Annotated in this window: 10 protein-coding genes; 1 reads left to right on the top strand and 9 read right to left on the bottom strand. The window is 37.7% G+C overall.

All coding sequences use genetic code 11. The annotated features are described in order from the left end of the window. The first annotated feature begins 59 nt into the window (after nt 1-59). A complete protein-coding gene (locus tag IGJ50_RS01890; RefSeq protein WP_069641521.1) occupies nt 60-1529 on the top strand; it encodes a peptide MFS transporter in 1470 nt (489 codons plus the stop codon). A 47-nt stretch (nt 1530-1576) separates the two neighbouring features. Here IGJ50_RS01890 and IGJ50_RS01885 read toward each other — a convergent pair whose 3' ends face one another. The 9 genes from IGJ50_RS01885 to IGJ50_RS01845 all read right to left on the bottom strand — a co-directional run bounded on the left by IGJ50_RS01885 (nt 1577) and on the right by IGJ50_RS01845 (nt 15457). Then, a complete protein-coding gene (locus IGJ50_RS01885; protein ID WP_069641520.1) occupies nt 1577-2740 on the bottom strand; it encodes a cation:proton antiporter in 1164 nt (387 codons plus the stop codon). A 211-nt stretch (nt 2741-2951) separates the two neighbouring features. After that, complete coding sequence (gene efp, locus IGJ50_RS01880) at nt 2952-3515, bottom strand: elongation factor P (protein WP_010772247.1); 564 nt, start codon at nt 3513-3515, stop codon at nt 2952-2954. Between the two features lie 273 nt (nt 3516-3788). Next, nucleotides 3789-7760: an MSCRAMM family protein gene (locus IGJ50_RS01875; RefSeq protein ID WP_429948618.1), complete on the bottom strand. Its 3972-nt coding sequence runs from the start codon at nt 7758-7760 to the stop codon at nt 3789-3791. A gap of 616 nt (nt 7761-8376) precedes the next feature. Beyond that, on the bottom strand, nt 8377-8868 hold the full coding sequence (locus IGJ50_RS01870; protein WP_069641518.1) for a nucleoside deaminase: 492 nt from the start codon (nt 8866-8868) through the stop codon (nt 8377-8379). Continuing rightward, nucleotides 8865-10307: a cytosine permease gene (locus IGJ50_RS01865; RefSeq protein WP_429948615.1), complete on the bottom strand. Its 1443-nt coding sequence runs from the start codon at nt 10305-10307 to the stop codon at nt 8865-8867. Before IGJ50_RS01865 ends, IGJ50_RS01870 begins: the two co-directional genes overlap by 4 nt. Before the next feature lie 24 nt (nt 10308-10331). Next, a complete protein-coding gene (locus IGJ50_RS01860; protein ID WP_069641516.1) occupies nt 10332-11474 on the bottom strand; it encodes an ankyrin repeat domain-containing protein in 1143 nt (380 codons plus the stop codon). 21 nt (nt 11475-11495) lie between these two features. Beyond that, a complete protein-coding gene (locus IGJ50_RS01855) occupies nt 11496-12920 on the bottom strand; it encodes a DUF1116 domain-containing protein (RefSeq protein WP_207120919.1) in 1425 nt (474 codons plus the stop codon). Beyond that, nucleotides 12917-14467 (bottom strand): acyl-CoA synthetase FdrA, encoded by a 1551-nt coding sequence (fdrA, locus tag IGJ50_RS01850; RefSeq protein ID WP_207120920.1) that lies wholly within the window; start codon nt 14465-14467, stop codon nt 12917-12919. The genes IGJ50_RS01855 and fdrA overlap by 4 nt, the downstream gene beginning before the upstream one ends. A 72-nt stretch (nt 14468-14539) precedes the next feature. Continuing rightward, nucleotides 14540-15457, bottom strand: coding sequence for a DUF2877 domain-containing protein (locus tag IGJ50_RS01845; RefSeq protein WP_069641513.1), 918 nt, complete (start codon nt 15455-15457; stop codon nt 14540-14542). Between the last annotated feature and the right edge of the window lie 92 nt (nt 15458-15549).

Here is a 15549-nt window from a genome sequence, read left to right as displayed (position 1 = left end):
TCAGAAATTCTAGGTTAAACAAATTTTCTGAATATTAAAAAGAATTGAGGTTATTTTTTATGGACGAGCAGCAGCTAGACAAATCATTCTTGGGTCAGCCAAAAGGATTGTCTACACTCTTCTTTACTGAGATGTGGGAAAGATTTAGTTATTATGGTATGCGGGCGATTCTACTCTATTATATCTATGATACTGTCGCAAACGGCGGATTAGGTTTGCCCAAAGAAACAGCTTTGGCGATCATGTCGATTTATGGATCATTGGTTTTTATGTCCAGCATTATTGGCGGTTGGATTTCAGATCGTGTATTAGGTGCTAGAAAGACCGTGTTCTTTGGCGGTGTATTCATTATGGTCGGTCATATTGTCTTGGCGACGCCCTTTGGCATTTCTGCTTTATTTCTTTCTATTCTCTTGATCGTGATCGGGACAGGAATGTTAAAACCAAATGTTTCTGGCATGGTTGGTCATCTTTATTCCAAAACAGATACACGTCGTGATGCTGGTTTCTCTATTTTTTATATGGGAATCAACATTGGTGCCTTACTAGCGCCTTTCATTGTCGGCACATTAGGTCAAACGTATAATTATCACGTTGGTTTTTCTGTGGCTGCCTTCGGGATGTTTTTCGGTTTGCTGCAGTATTATTTGCAAGGAAAAAAATCATTATCGGGTATTGGTTTGACCCCAACAAATCCAATCGGAACAGAGGAACGTAAAAAATTCGTTCGTTCTCTATTGATTGCGCTTGTGTTTATCATTGTTATATTTGGTGGCGCCTTTATTATGGGACAGTTGACCATTGCATTTTTCATCAATAGTGTCAGTATATTAGGTATTTTACTGCCAGTTTATTATTTTATCAAAATGTTGACCTCTAAAAATGTAACAGCCGAAGAAAAGCCAAGAGTTCTTGGGTATATTCCCTTATTTCTAGCTGGAATCGTATTTTGGTCATTAGAAGAACAAGGCTCTTCTATTTTAGCATTATTTGCAAGCGAAAGAACCCATGATACCTTATTTGGTTTTTCGATTGCACCTAGTTGGTTCCAATCATTGAATCCGATTTTTGTGGTTGTCTTAACACCTATATTCGTTACTTTGTGGACTAAGCTTGGTACTAAACAGCCTTCAACTGTAGTCAAATTTTCATTAGGTTTAGTTTTCGCTGGTCTTTCTTTTGTTCTTTTGATGTTGCCTGGTTTACTTTATGGTACGGATACAAAAGTCAGCCCCTTATGGCTATTCTTTAGCTTTTTCATTATGATTGTTGGAGAAATGTGTATTTCCCCTGTTGGTCTGTCGATCACAACAAAGCTTGCACCTAAAGCTTTTGAGTCACAAACCGTTGCTATTTGGCTTTTAGCCGATGCTGCCTCACAAGCAATCAACGCACAAATTGCACGTTTTTATACGCCGCAAACAGAATCGGCTTATTTTGGAATTGTCGGCATTGTTGCTGTGATTGCGGGTATTTTATTAATTCTTAGTAAAAAACCGATCAAAAAATTGATGGGGTCGATTCATTAAATGAAAAGAGTTTCAGCTGATGTATGTCAGTCGAAACTCTTTTTATCTTAGTATTTCAGTTGTTTTTCTTGTTTCATGATCGTTCCTTTTAAAAGTAATGGTGCGATGATCGTCGTCGCAATAATAACAATGATTACAGAAGAATAGTATTCTTCTGAAAGAAAGCTTGAGGTCAAGCCTACTTGGGCAATAATCAAGGCCATTTCCCCTCTAGAAACCATACCCGAACCAATGATCAATGTAGAAATCCCTTTAAAGCCAGTGGCTCTAGCACCTAATGCTCCACCTAGCAATTTTGATAACACGGCTACAGCAGTCAAAACAAGGATAAAGAGAAAATGTTTTGAAATACCGACAAACGTCATATTTAATCCGATTGAAACAAAAAACATTGGAATAAAAACCGCATATCCGATCGGCTCTAATTTTTCATCAACTTTTTTGCGATAGTCGGTTTGAGCAATTGCGACACCTGCAAAAAAGGCACCAATGATCGCACCCATATCCAACATTTCTGCAAAATAAGCAAAGCCTAAACAAATCACTAAAGAGAATGCTGAAACAGCTTCAATCGCAATTAATTTTTTGCTTAGGTTCAATAACCACGGTACCAACCATTTACTCGCTGCAAATATCACAATAAAGAAAAAGACTTTCAATAGTAAAACTTCCCACATCGGCAAGTTTTGTCCTGGTGACGAACGATTCATCAAGCTCAGCATAATACCTAAAATCAAAACAACCACGATATCATCGACCACAGCTGCCCCAAGGATCGTAGCCCCCTCTTCTGTATCTATTTTTTTTAGGTCCTTTAATACTTGAACCGAAATACTGACAGACGTAGCACTAAACAGGACACCTAAAAATATAGAGTTCTGCACTGAAAATTGAAAGGCTTCTCCCACACCAAAACCCATTGCCGCAGGAAAGACAATACCTAAAAGCGCCACAGCTAAGGCAGGTCGCCAATACTTTTTCAATAATTCTAAATCACTTTCCAAACCAGCAATAAACATTAAAATAATCACACCGATTTCAGAAAAATAATGCATAAATTCATCCGGTTTGATCCATCCTAATAATGCTGGCCCAATCAAAATACCGACTAATAATTCTCCAATTACCGAAGGAATCCCCACTCGGTTACAAAAATGTCCTGCAAGTTTTGTAAATAATAAAACTAGGCACAATGTTAATAAAAAACCCATTTTTCTCTCCCTTTCTGCTAAAAAACATACAACTTATTGTACCATAGTCAGCTCATTTAGTAGGTCCGAAAAGTTTACTGATTCCATAGAAAAAGTGAGTGGGACATAACTCTTTGAGTCATATCCCGCTCACATGGAATCCGTATAAACGGTGGGAGCAGAAGCAATCCCTTCGGAATTAAATACTCCTGTCCCAACCTCTTTCATACAATTATTTTGATGCACGTTTTAAGTACGTACCTTCTTGGGTATTGATTTCTAATGATTCATCTGCTTCGATAAAGTCAGGAACATTGACTACTAGACCTGTCTCCATGATAGCTGGTTTCCCTGAACCAGAAACTGTTGCACCTTTGATCGATGGTTGTGTCTCTTTTACTTTTAAAACAACCGTTGTTGGTAATGTAATACCGATGACTTCTGATCCGTAAAATTGGATTTTTACTTCCATATTTTCTAAAAGATATTTTAGCTCTTCTTCAATCACAGAAGTTGGGATTTCGTATTGTTCATATGTTTCTAAATCCATGAAATTCGCTGTATCATCTTGGCTGTATAGGTATTGTACTGGTTTATTTTCAATAAACGCTTTTTTCACTTTATCATCAGGGCGCATTGTTGTATCTGTTGTCGTGCCTGTCCGAACATCTTTCAATTTCATACGCATAACGGTATTTCCTTTACCAGGTTTGTGGTGGCTCGCATCCATTACGCGGATCAATTTACCATCTTGTTCAAAAGTCATACCTGCTTTAAGATCACTTACTGCTATCATGTTATTTTCTCCTCTTTCTTTAAGGTTCGATCAATAGGTTAATCGAAACGTTAGTGTAGTGTCGCTATGCCTAGGTTGCTAAGCTCCTTAGGATAGAGACTCTTCTTAAAAAATTCTTCTCAATCATTGTAGCAGATTACTAGCGGATATTCTAGAGAATACGCTGTTTAGCTTCAATTTTTTGAAGTAAAATAACTATAGAATCTAAACTTGCAAAAAAAGAGCGAAGACAAGTCCTCACTCTTGAGATTATTTTTGGTTTTAATGTGTAAATTAGTAGTTCAATTTATCGTTATAGTACTCTCCGTGAACTTTTTTCGAGAACATCCATAGTAAAAGTAAAAATAAGAGAACATATCCTAGGTTGATAAGCTTGGTTAATGCTTGTTCCCCTGTAGCTGGTAGCAACCTTGTTTTATTCCCTGTATCATTTCCTTGTTGCTTCATTGTTGAAAGTTGGAGGATTGATTCAGATTTTTTAACATTTTCTTTTGTGACTTGAACTGTGGTTCTAGCTGTTGTCACTTCAAATGAAACAGGTTCAACGTCTAGTTTATAATCAGTTGGTGCGGCAGTCTCTACAAACTGGTAGTTTCCTAATGGTAAATCTGTTACTATTATTTTCCCTTCTGTATTGGTAACTAACTCTTTTTGGACGACGAGCCCATCTGCTCTTTCTAATTGGAACACAGCCCCAGATAAAGCTTCTTTTGTTACACCATCTATTTTCATCAGCTCTGCGGAACCAAGAAGGCTAGGAGGAACAAGAATCGGCGTATTTTCTTTCGTTAGTTTTACTATCGCTTCATCTAGCAGTTCAACTCTAATTGGTGTTGAATCTAGCTCATATCCAAACGGAGCAGCCGTTTCTACAAGTTGATACTCTCCTAATGGTACATTTTCTAGACGTATTTTACCTTCTGCATCTGTTGCTATGTCAGCTTCGATTATTGCACCATCGACTTGCTCAAAACGGAAGTTAGCTCCAGCTAACACCTGTTTTGTTACACTATCTATTTTGGTTAATTCCACCGTCCCTAAAATCGGAAGATCAGAATAAATACCGATGTTGATCGTATGAGAAATAGCTTCTGGTGCTAAAGTGACTGCTGCGATCCCCTCTTGATTATTTGCTGGATCAAGTTTTACGTCTGTTGCTACTATCTCTTCGCTGCTCTGTAAGTATTCAGAGATGACATCTCCTTCTTTAGTTTTGATTCGAACAGTGTAGTCCCCTCTAGCAGGAACAGGTGAAAAATCATATTCTCCTCGACTATTTGTCAATTGTTTCGCAATTGGTTCTGTTGCTTCCTCTTGTTCCAACTCTACTTCGTATCCTACCAAAAAGGGTTCATCTGAATCTTTTTGACTATTTTTATTTTTGTCTCGATAAACTGAACCTTTGACCGAATAGGCTGTTACCGGAATTTCTGACCCTCTTGATTCAATCCAGTTGGTATCATTCGTCGTTACCGTAAAGGTATTAACCATTTTATCATTATGCTTAATTGACTTATTGATTGGTACTTTGACTGGAAAAGTAAAATCGACCTCTTGATTTTTTTCTAACAAGCCATTTGTTAACTCGATTTTAATCATCGTGACTTTATTATAGTCAATTTTTGAGCCTTGTTGTTGCCATTTTTTATTCTTATTTTCCGCCATCAGATGTGATGGTTTATCGTATGAATAATAAACCGTATAGCCATCTGGTCCTTCTACTTCTCCATCTAATAGATACCCTAAATCTGAGCCTCTCGGAATATACTCTCCGTCTTCGTTTGCTACAGTACTTAAGTCCCCTGCATGAGGTAAAATGTTGATGCCAGTTAAACTAGGAACAGCTTTATTACTGTAATTTAGGATAGATAACTTTTGTTTAAACTGATCTCCTTGATCAACAGCGTCTGTTTTGCCGTGAACGAACCCTTGTTGTTCATTGACTGATGCAGCTGTATCTACAAACACACTGCTTGGCGGAATCAGACTAATAGGTTTTGAATAGGCTAATAACTCTTTTTTTTCGGTGGCTTCACTAATAATTTGATAAGGATCTGATTCAGATGGCTGATATGACCATGCACTCATCTTTATTCCTTCATCCCCATTATTCTCATAAGTCAAATAGGATTCAATTGATTGATTACCATAATTGGCAGCATTATTGAACCGCAAGGATAGCTTTGTTTTATTTGAATTAAATATTTTTTCAAAATCCTTTAATTTCAACTCTGTCTTTGGTTCGACAACAATTGCTGTCTTTCCACTATTCTTAAAATTCTTCTTTTCCGTATACCTTAAACTATCGGTATCATAAAAAAAGTCTACTAATTCTAATCCTCTTGGAAGTATGACATAGAGTTTAGGGTTTATTAGAGTAGGGTTTGTAGGGCTACTTACACTAGTATACAATGCCATCTCAAATTGCTCACCAAGAAATACGGTTGGTTTATCTAATACGCCTGAAAAGCTAAGTGTATTCACAGGCTTATAAGTATAAATCCAAGAACTTGAAGTACTTTCTCTCACATTACCATCCTTGTCAGTATAGTAAAGGTTTCCTCTATTACCTGTCGAATGAGCCCCTGAAGATAAATTTTCACTTAAATATTTCCAATACGCTGAACTTCGTTTAGCAGAAAAATTTAATGTAACTTGATCAGTTGAGCTGGTTAATTCCACCGCCTTGTCAAATTCAATATAAAACGATCCAAAAGGCTGCGGATCTTTTAAGACAAAAGCCGTACTGCCTATATTCTCAGCAATTAACGTTTTTTCACCTGCTTCAGTGATACCATATACTTTATTTTTATCTGTGTTTGCCAGATTGCCAACAGTACTCAACCAAACTTCCGTAAGAGTAAACGGAGAAGAGCCCTCTACTTTTGTCGGTACATCTTCTATTGTATTTAAAAAAATTCCACCTTTTTCTCCGTTGTGATTGGCTCGTATCCAGCCACTTAGTTCCTTATCCTTATTTTCTTTTATATAATATCTAGAATCAGAATTCTTCCAGCTCATCCATTTATTAGTAGTGGCACCAACGCCTTGTGAAAAAAATTTTCTTTGTTGAACTGAACTAGTTTTTTCCAAGCTTGTTTCAATTTCCCCTTGCTCGTTCAGTACATTGACACTGCCGGTGAATTGGACAGGGTAATCTGATGTTTCCGTATAAACATTTTTATATCTGACTTTAAATACACCACTTGTATAAATATTATACTTAAACTCCCCGCTAATTGAATGGTTTACAGCATCATATGTCCATGCCGAATCATTGTCTTCCTTCTTAAATATGACGTTTTCTGTTAACTTTACTTCAACTAAGGAAGCTCCTACATCAGTATATTTATCTCTAAAGATACTATATGATACTTCATCAATAAAATCTGAGCTAATTAATTTGTCCTGGTTAACATATTCATTAGGTACCTTTTGAGATAACGATCCATAAATAAAACTAATCCTTCTATTCGTCGTTATCGCTTTTAAATCAAGAGAATTTTCTGTTAATACTTCCCCATTATGATCGTAAAGCGTTTGAGTTATTGGGACTTTAGTTCCATAATACAACCGATTAGATAGAAGCTTCACTCTGAAAGGGATAGCTAAATTTATGCCTGTTTTAACATCATCTATAGTAATATCTAAATAAATATTCTCGCTATCTTCTGAAAGCTCGCTGTTTACTGGAAAGGTTAGCCCACCTGAAACGACTCCAAAATACTGAAAATATTTTTTGGCTAATGTCACTCTAAATTTCACTTGCTTAGATGGAAAATAGCCACTGGAAATTTCTAGTTTAGAGTACAAGATAATTTCTTCGCCTACCAGATAATCTAATTTAGGTGTTCCATCAGCGTTATCTAACTGAGGATAAAAATCTGTTGTTAATTCGTAATTTTTATTTTTCAGAATCTCTTCATTTTCACTAACTCTTACAAGGCCTTCTTCATTTCGATCATCTGCTATTGGTTGATTCTCATCACTAGCAAATAATTTTTTTTCTGGAACATCTAGCGTTGGTTTTTCCAAAAGCTCAGATGCATCGATGTCTTCTTTCGTTTCTATCGATGTAGCTAGTTCTTCCGGTTTCTCCTCATTTCTACTAACTTCTTCCGCCACTGTATCAGTAACCGTTTCTTCAGCATATGCGATAGTTAAGTACCTAAACATACCAATTACATCTATTACTTGAACCAACACAAGTAATAGAACCAACATTCTTATTATTTTTTTCTTCATAAAGCCTCTCCTTTTTCCAGTTTTAAAAACATTATATCATAAAAAGGTTTTATAAAGTTATTTTTATTTTACTCACAACCATAAAAAAAGGCAAAGCTTACTTTAGCTTTTGTTCTATTTGTTTAGCTTCCGCTGACTAAAACAACTATGAACAATAAAAAAGATTTCTTGTTTACTAATCGTTCCATTCCTTTTTTATTAGATTTTCTGTTTATTATTTAAAGTCATAGAATTGGATGCTCATAAGAAAAGAGTGGAGACAGGCTCCACTCTAAGAATCACTAACGAAGTTTAAATTTTTTTGTACAACTATAAATTGCTTTAGAATGTCCAACAACGTGGTCCCAGCTTTATTCGTTGGCTTCATTTTGGCAAATTCAACTGTTGCTTCTACCTTTTGAAGCATACTGCCAGGAGCAACTTATTCTTCATCAATATGTTGTTTTATTTCTGCGATCCTAACTGTTTCTAACCTTTTATGATTGGGTTGACTATAGTTGACAAAAACAGTTGCCGCACCTAGTAAAATAATCAGTGTGTCAGCTGTGTTTTGAATGCCTTTAGTTAAGCTCGCGCGCTATGGGATCACTTTTCAAACTAGCCTTACCACCAAGCGCTATGACGATCTGCTTCCGCTCTCGCCAACATTCTCTGTCTTACCAGAATTAAGCTGGTCAAACGTCTCCCACAGTGCATCACACTCTGGACAACTACCTGTATGAACCATTGTCAATGGCGCTTGATCCGAGCCATCTAAATAGTTTCGCAAATGCATATCTGAAAAGCCATGTTTTGCAGCATCGTTCCTAGTATTCGAATAATAAACCGTTTTAATTCCTGCCCATAAAATAGCCCCAACACACATCGGACAGGGTTCACATGTTGCATAGATTTCACAATCTGACAGATCCATCGTATCCAACCTTTTACAAGCTTCTCTGACAGCAACCATTTCTGCATGTGCAGACGGATCGGTATCTTTCATCATTGTATTACTGACTGAAACAATCACTTCACCATTTCTAACTAAGGTTGCGCCAAAAGGCCCGCCATCGTTTTTTTTCATTCCAGCAACTGTAGCCGCCGCTGCCATTTTCATATAGTTCATATTTTTTCTCCTTTCACCACTTTACTAAGAATGCTGTACGTAACAAACGAAAAGATCAATCCTGAAAAGAAAGCAAAATCATTGATCGTTTTCAAAAATGATACTGATTGTAAAAATGCACCCGACATCGTAATCACAAAACTAATCGCTAAAGTAATCATCGCCACCTTATTATAGCCCGATTTAAACTCCCCCAGATCTCCTTCTTCAACATAAATCGTCTCTAAATTAATGGTTTGTTTATGTTCAACATAAAAACTAGCCAACATGATCCCTGCAATAGGGCCAAACATCGAACCGATAAAACTATAAAAATAAAATAATGTCGCAGCATTTTCTACTAATTTCCAAGGTAAAATCATCGTGCCAATTATCGCAGTCAGAACGCCCGCTTTTTTCACATCAAGTACTTTAGGAAATAAGGATGACATTTGCAATCCTGCTGGGAATAGATTCCCAAAAACGACGAAAGCAAGCGCCCCCATATTCAAGGCTAAGATCAAGACAAAGACCGCAAACGTATTTTCGATCTTATCAAAGGCATTGACAATATTGAAAATCGGTTCTCCAAATGCAATTTGTGTCCCCGCAATCAATCCAACACAGGTTATCGCAAACAATATATAAGAGAGAATAAAGCCTAATGGCAAACCGATAATCATCGCTTTTGGTGTTTTCGCTTTTTGAGTAAAATCACCAATATTTACAATCGGGCCTGCCCAGTTTGAGACCAAAGCACTGACACAAGCAATAAAAACAATCGGACTTGTTGTAGCATTCGCTGGTGAATAAGCTAAGATCGGACCAAAACCACCAGCAATTTGTATCGTCCACACAGCAGCACCAACAATAAAAACATACACGATCGGTGAAGACCAGTTACCAAATTTATCCAAGACTTTTGTTCCACCTAAAAACAACGCAACCGTCACACACCAAACAAGCAGATAACTCAGCATCGTAGGTGCAGCCATTCCTAAAATCGTCATCCCACCACCGATATTCATGTAGTTAGGAAAAATCCGACTAAACAAGACATCTAAAGATTGTGCACTGACAACACTTTGAGTGCCAAAGAACACAACTCCTGCAATCAAGCCCCGACATAACGAAGGAATGATCGCACCCTTTACGCCAAAAAACGCGCGCAACAACATTGGAAATGGTAAGCCATATTTAGCCGATGCTACGCCATTCAATACATAGAAAAGCGAAACGATCAAGGCCGATAACATCACCGCTGACAAAACTTGTTTTGTATTTAACCCTAATAAAAAGAAGCCAGCTACAGTCATATACGACAAAATATTATGAACAGCGCCCATCCATAATGTCATATAATGAAAGATCCCCCAATTTTTATCTGCTCCTGTTTTGGGTAATAATTCAGCTGAGTAAGTAGGGACCGTGACAATTGTTTGTTTTTCTACTGATTCCATTGTCTTTTCCTCCAATACATTTCCTTAGTTTTTTACTAACTGAAGTGATTGAGCAAGGTGTTCTGAAAATAATGGATTTTCTGGATCGATTTGAACTGCTCTTTCCATTGCTTGAATGGCTTCTTGATGTCGGTTCAAACTACGTAGACTATTGGCCTTATGAAAATAAAAATCAACTCGTTCAGGGTAGTCAGCTAGTAAGTTATCCATTAGTTGGACAGCTTCTTCATGTCGCCCTAATTCTCTTAAAAAATTAGATTTATGATAGCGGTAAAAGAAGCTTTGATCCGTTGCTATTGCTTGATCATATACTTGTAATGCTTGTTCTGTCGCACCCATCATACGATAACTATTTCCTACATAAAAAGCAAATTGCTCGTCTTTTGACCAACCTTTTTTATAATACTCAAGCGCTTTAGGGTAGTCTTTTGCTCGTTGATACGTATAACCCAAATAATACAGAACGGTTAAATTTGTTTGGTCTAACGTTTTCAATACTTTTAGCGCTTTTGTCAGCTCATCGTGACGTAAATAGCTTCTGATTTTAGTAAAACTTTCTTCTAGGACTTCTTGTTTATCTAGAATGGTAATCAGCTCATCGTGTCCAGCTTCACGTGCATAATCACGAGTATTTTTACCAGTAGCGTCAACTTGAGTACTGTCTGCCTGATGCTGAACGAGTTCTCGAATCACATCCTGATACAAAAAACCGTTGTTGCCTAAAATCACCGCCTCTAATAAAGCTGACCAGCCTAGGCGATTCACATGATTGACTGGTACTCCTGCAGTCAAACATAGCTGAACCGTTTTTAAATAGCCTTTTTCACTGGAGGGTAAAAGAGCGGTTCCGCCAAAACGATTGACTAAAGCTAAATCAGCGGTTCCTGTTTTAAGAATCTCACGAACGATTTCATCAAATCCGTTCGCAGCAGCGCAGATAAACGGCGTTAGCTGTGTATTGTCCCGCTGATTCACATCTGCTCCAAAAGCTAATAATGTTTTGACCATTGAAAGATCATTCTGTTGGACTGCCAACATCAAAAGCGAGCGGCCTGTTTCATCAGTCAAAGAGACATCCAAGCCTTCGTTTAGCAACTCCAAAACTTGTTTTTTTTCACTTTTCTCCACTGCTTGTAGTAATGATTGATTTGTTTCTATTGTGTCCATCGCTTTACTCCTTTCTACTTTTTATAGTTGTTGGCTAAAAGCCACGATTGCTTTTTCAAAAGCTTCCATCGGTGGATGTGTAATCCCTGCACCGATCATACCGATTCCAGCTTCTTTATGAGCAATAGCAGTATTGATGATCGGCAAAGTGTTTGTTTGGATGACTTTCAAGCTATCGATTCCCGATGGAATGCCCATAAAGTCTAAAGTAGGAATCGTAATATTAGGGTTTTCCGCGGTCGTGATTCCTTGCATCTCCATTGAAAAACGTAAGGCGTCTTCGATAGTTCCCCCGACAAGCGCAACGATTGCAGGGGCTGCTGCCATTGCAAAACCACCAATTCCATATGTTTCAGTAATCGCACTATCGCCTATATCAAGTCCAGCATCTTCTGGTTTATAGCCAGCAAACATTGGTCCAATCACTTTTTGTGAAGGTCCGACAAACCAAGGATTCCCTTCAATCCCGCTAATATGAATACCAAATTCAGTACCGTTTCTAGCCATTGTCGTCACAACTGTACTATAAGGAATCCCTACAGCTGAATCTAAGGCAGCTTTACACATTGCCATCCAAGTCGGTCCTGAAAAATAATCGCTGCTCGCAACAAAATCAAAGACTTCCTTCATTTCGGCAGTCGAATGATCGGTTTGAATAATGTATGGTGTTAATGCTTGGATCAATAGTGTTGTCCCCGCATTATTTCGATTGTGACATTCATCACCCATATGCAGCGATTGAGCTAGCATATATTTCAAATCAATACCCTCTTTACATAATTCCATGGCATCTCGCAAAATCGGACCAAAAACATCCCGCATCCAAATCAGCCGCTCAATCACGCTTTCATCATTTGCACCCATCCGTAAAATCTTAGACATTTGTTCACTTAAGTTAGTAAAGGCTAAGTTCCCATACGTTTTATTTTCCACGATATGCACATACATTGAAGCTGACGTTACCCCTGCCATTGAGCCAACACATTGGTGTTCATGGCAGGGAGAAAAGATAATTTCACCTGAGGCACCCACTCGTTCGGCCTCTTCTAAATCTTTTGCTAAGCCTTCGAAAACTAAAGCACCTTTGACCGCTCCTTTCATCGGACCGTTCATTTTAGCCCAAGTAATCGGTGGTCCCGCATGTAAAATTGTCTTTTTAGTCATCCCTGGAACCACATTGATCGCCTGATCATAGCCAATCAATGAAACTTGAGACGAAATGATTCGGTGAACTGCTTCTTCATTGGCTTTCCGAATTTTTTCTAAGTTTTCTGGTGTTTCTATTTTTTCTAAAGCAGCTAAGATATTGGCTTTGCCTCGTCCTGGTGGTGCCCAATTTAAATAGGTTGCTTGTACCTGTTGTTCTATTAGTTCTTCTTGAAATGATTCAATTCCAAGATCGATAATAACTGGTTGTTCTTTGAAAAATTCACTGATTTTACTCATTTTCCTACTCCTTTCACGACAAATTCTCTAGCAAGCAGCCCAGCATTTTGACTGCTACTGGCATAAGTTGCGCCGATTGCTGTTAATTTTTCGACTTGTTCATCAATATTTTGTTTATCTAGATCCGTCCCTAAGACGTACCCGATGATTTCCAAATGCCGTCCTTTTGCAGCAGCTTTTTCTTTGGCTGCTTGCATAACCGGTACCATTACACCAACTGGATCCGGATGAGCGCCATATCCCAATACAAAATCCATTAGAATTACCCCAACTGTTGGATCTTCTGCTTCTTCTATAAAACGAGCAATTCGATTCGACGGGTCGATCATTGGATGAGGTTTACCATTGGTAAATTCATCTGCTCCAAAATCAATGAAGGTATGCTTTTTACTAGCATCACCAAAATGTAATAAATGTTCTTGATCTGTCGCTATATTACTATAAACATCAGAAAAATATTCTTTAGCGGTGAACATTGCTTCATCACATAACGTTCCACCTGTAAATAATCCACGAATATATTGCTGATCTAGTGTTAATTTCCCTCGAACCTCATCGATCAAAGGTATGTTTAAAGGATGAATATTTAAACTATCTTGATCGATTCCAGCCAGCGTAACAGCTTTTAAAGCAGCAGCTTTCGACATTTTTTCAAAATAAATGCCCTCTTCATTTGCCCGTGCATCACTGCCAATGAACCAGATAACTACTGGTTTTTCAGTTTTCCTTACGCGAGCAAGAATTTTTTCTTCAACTGTTTTTGCCGGTGGTTTAGAAATTAAAACAATGACTTTCGTGTCTGCATCAGCTTCAAGTGCATCAATGGCGTCTAGCATCATTTTCCCACCAACAGCCTCACTTAAATCTCTACCACCTGTCCCGATTAATTGAGAAACTCCTTCTCCAAATTCATGAATCCGAACGCTGATTTCCTGACTACCCGTTCCTGAAGCCCCTATAATGCCAATGCTTCCTTTACGAACTTTATTCGCAAAACATAACCCCACATTATTGATGATTGCCGTTCCACAATCTGGCCCCATCATTAGTAAGCCTTTTTCATGGGCAAACTCTTTTAACTGAATTTCTTCTTCTACGCTGACATTATCGCTAAACATCATTACGTGTAAGTCATTATTCAGAGCCTTTCTAGCTTCTCGAGCTGCATACTGACCATTTACCGAAATAACAGTCATGTTCGCTTCAGGGATCGCTTTTTTAGCAGTTTCAATCGTAGTATAACGTTCCGTCGTTTGGTTATTCCCCTTTTCTTTTTTTTCTGTCATCAATGTTTCGATCTTTTCGATTAAGTTAGCCGAATCCTGCTCATCAGTTGCCTCTAAAGCAATAATTAAATCACTCGTTTGTGCTTTTTCGATTTCTTCAGTGAACAAGCCAACATTTTTCATTACTTCCTTATTCATTTCAGTGGCCATTGCAATAATTGCTTGCTCAACACCTACTAACTGATTCGCTTTGGTCGATAAAGCCATTAATGAAACTGAATCAATGTAGGTATTCGGTTGAATTTTGATACTGATTGTCATGAAATTTCCTCCTTTATTTCAATGCTAAACAGGTTTATACAACTCGAATAAAACGACATTTCACTTTGTACTTTAATAGCCATTCTTTTCATTTTCTGTGTCTGAAATCAATGCTAAAGTCAATTCCAAACCAGCTATCATTCCCGTTAACATATCACCGCCAGACGTTGAACCTATCCTTAATACGGCTAGCATTTTTTCTTTTAAACGCTCTTCTTCTTTTCCATAAAATAATTCATTTAAAAATGAAGCGATCCGTTCTCTGGACTCACCTTGTATCGCCCAATCTAAAGTTGAGAAACTAATAGTGTTGGTCCTTTTTTTTAATTCATTGCGACTATTAATTAGCCACTGACTGAATGAGTGATAAGGATAATCTACCGTTGTGAATATGAGTGCCAATCCAACCAAAAAATCATCACCTGATGGCGTTAAACCCGGTCCTAGACCAATCACTCGATACAACTGCTTCATTGCTTGAAATAATTGTTTTGCCTTCAAATAAATCAATAACTGCTCTGACTCCTTCCAAAGCATCGTATGGATCATTTTCTCGTATGTCGTAGCTTGAGTGGTGTTTAATAAATAACCACCCTTGCTTTCTAACTGGGACAGCCAACTATTGATCTGTTTAATTCGTTCCTTGATTTTTACATACTCCTGTTTTGGCGGAAACTCGATTTTTGGATACTGCCATATATGCGCACTCTGGATTTCAATTGCTGCAATTTTTCCAATCACTAAGTGGCCATCTTGAGAAAAAACAGGTGTCTTCTCAACTAGTAGGGAGCGCCTATCAAAAAAATCAGCAACTCTTAGGGTATTAGGCGCATTGTCCAATTCCGCTGCCGCTATCGTGTATAATTCTCCTTCTGTACAAATGATGTTGATCGTTCGCTTAAACGTACTATGAATTTCCCCTCTCCATTGTTTTTTTTGAATCTCATCCAAGAATTTTTGTGTTCCTGACAGGGATTGGTATGTATGCATCGTTCTCACTCCCTTATTCTCTGAAACTTCTTTACACTCTAAAATTTACACCAAGAAAACCTTTTCAAATACAGATAAAATAGCTGAATATT

Origin of the sequence: Enterococcus sp. AZ101, assembly GCF_050499005.1 — a bacterium.
Classification (GTDB): Bacteria; Bacillota; Bacilli; order Lactobacillales; family Enterococcaceae; genus Enterococcus_L; species Enterococcus_L ureilyticus.
The sequence above is the reverse complement of the archived record's forward strand: the minus strand, read 5'-3'. Positions and strand labels throughout refer to the sequence as shown.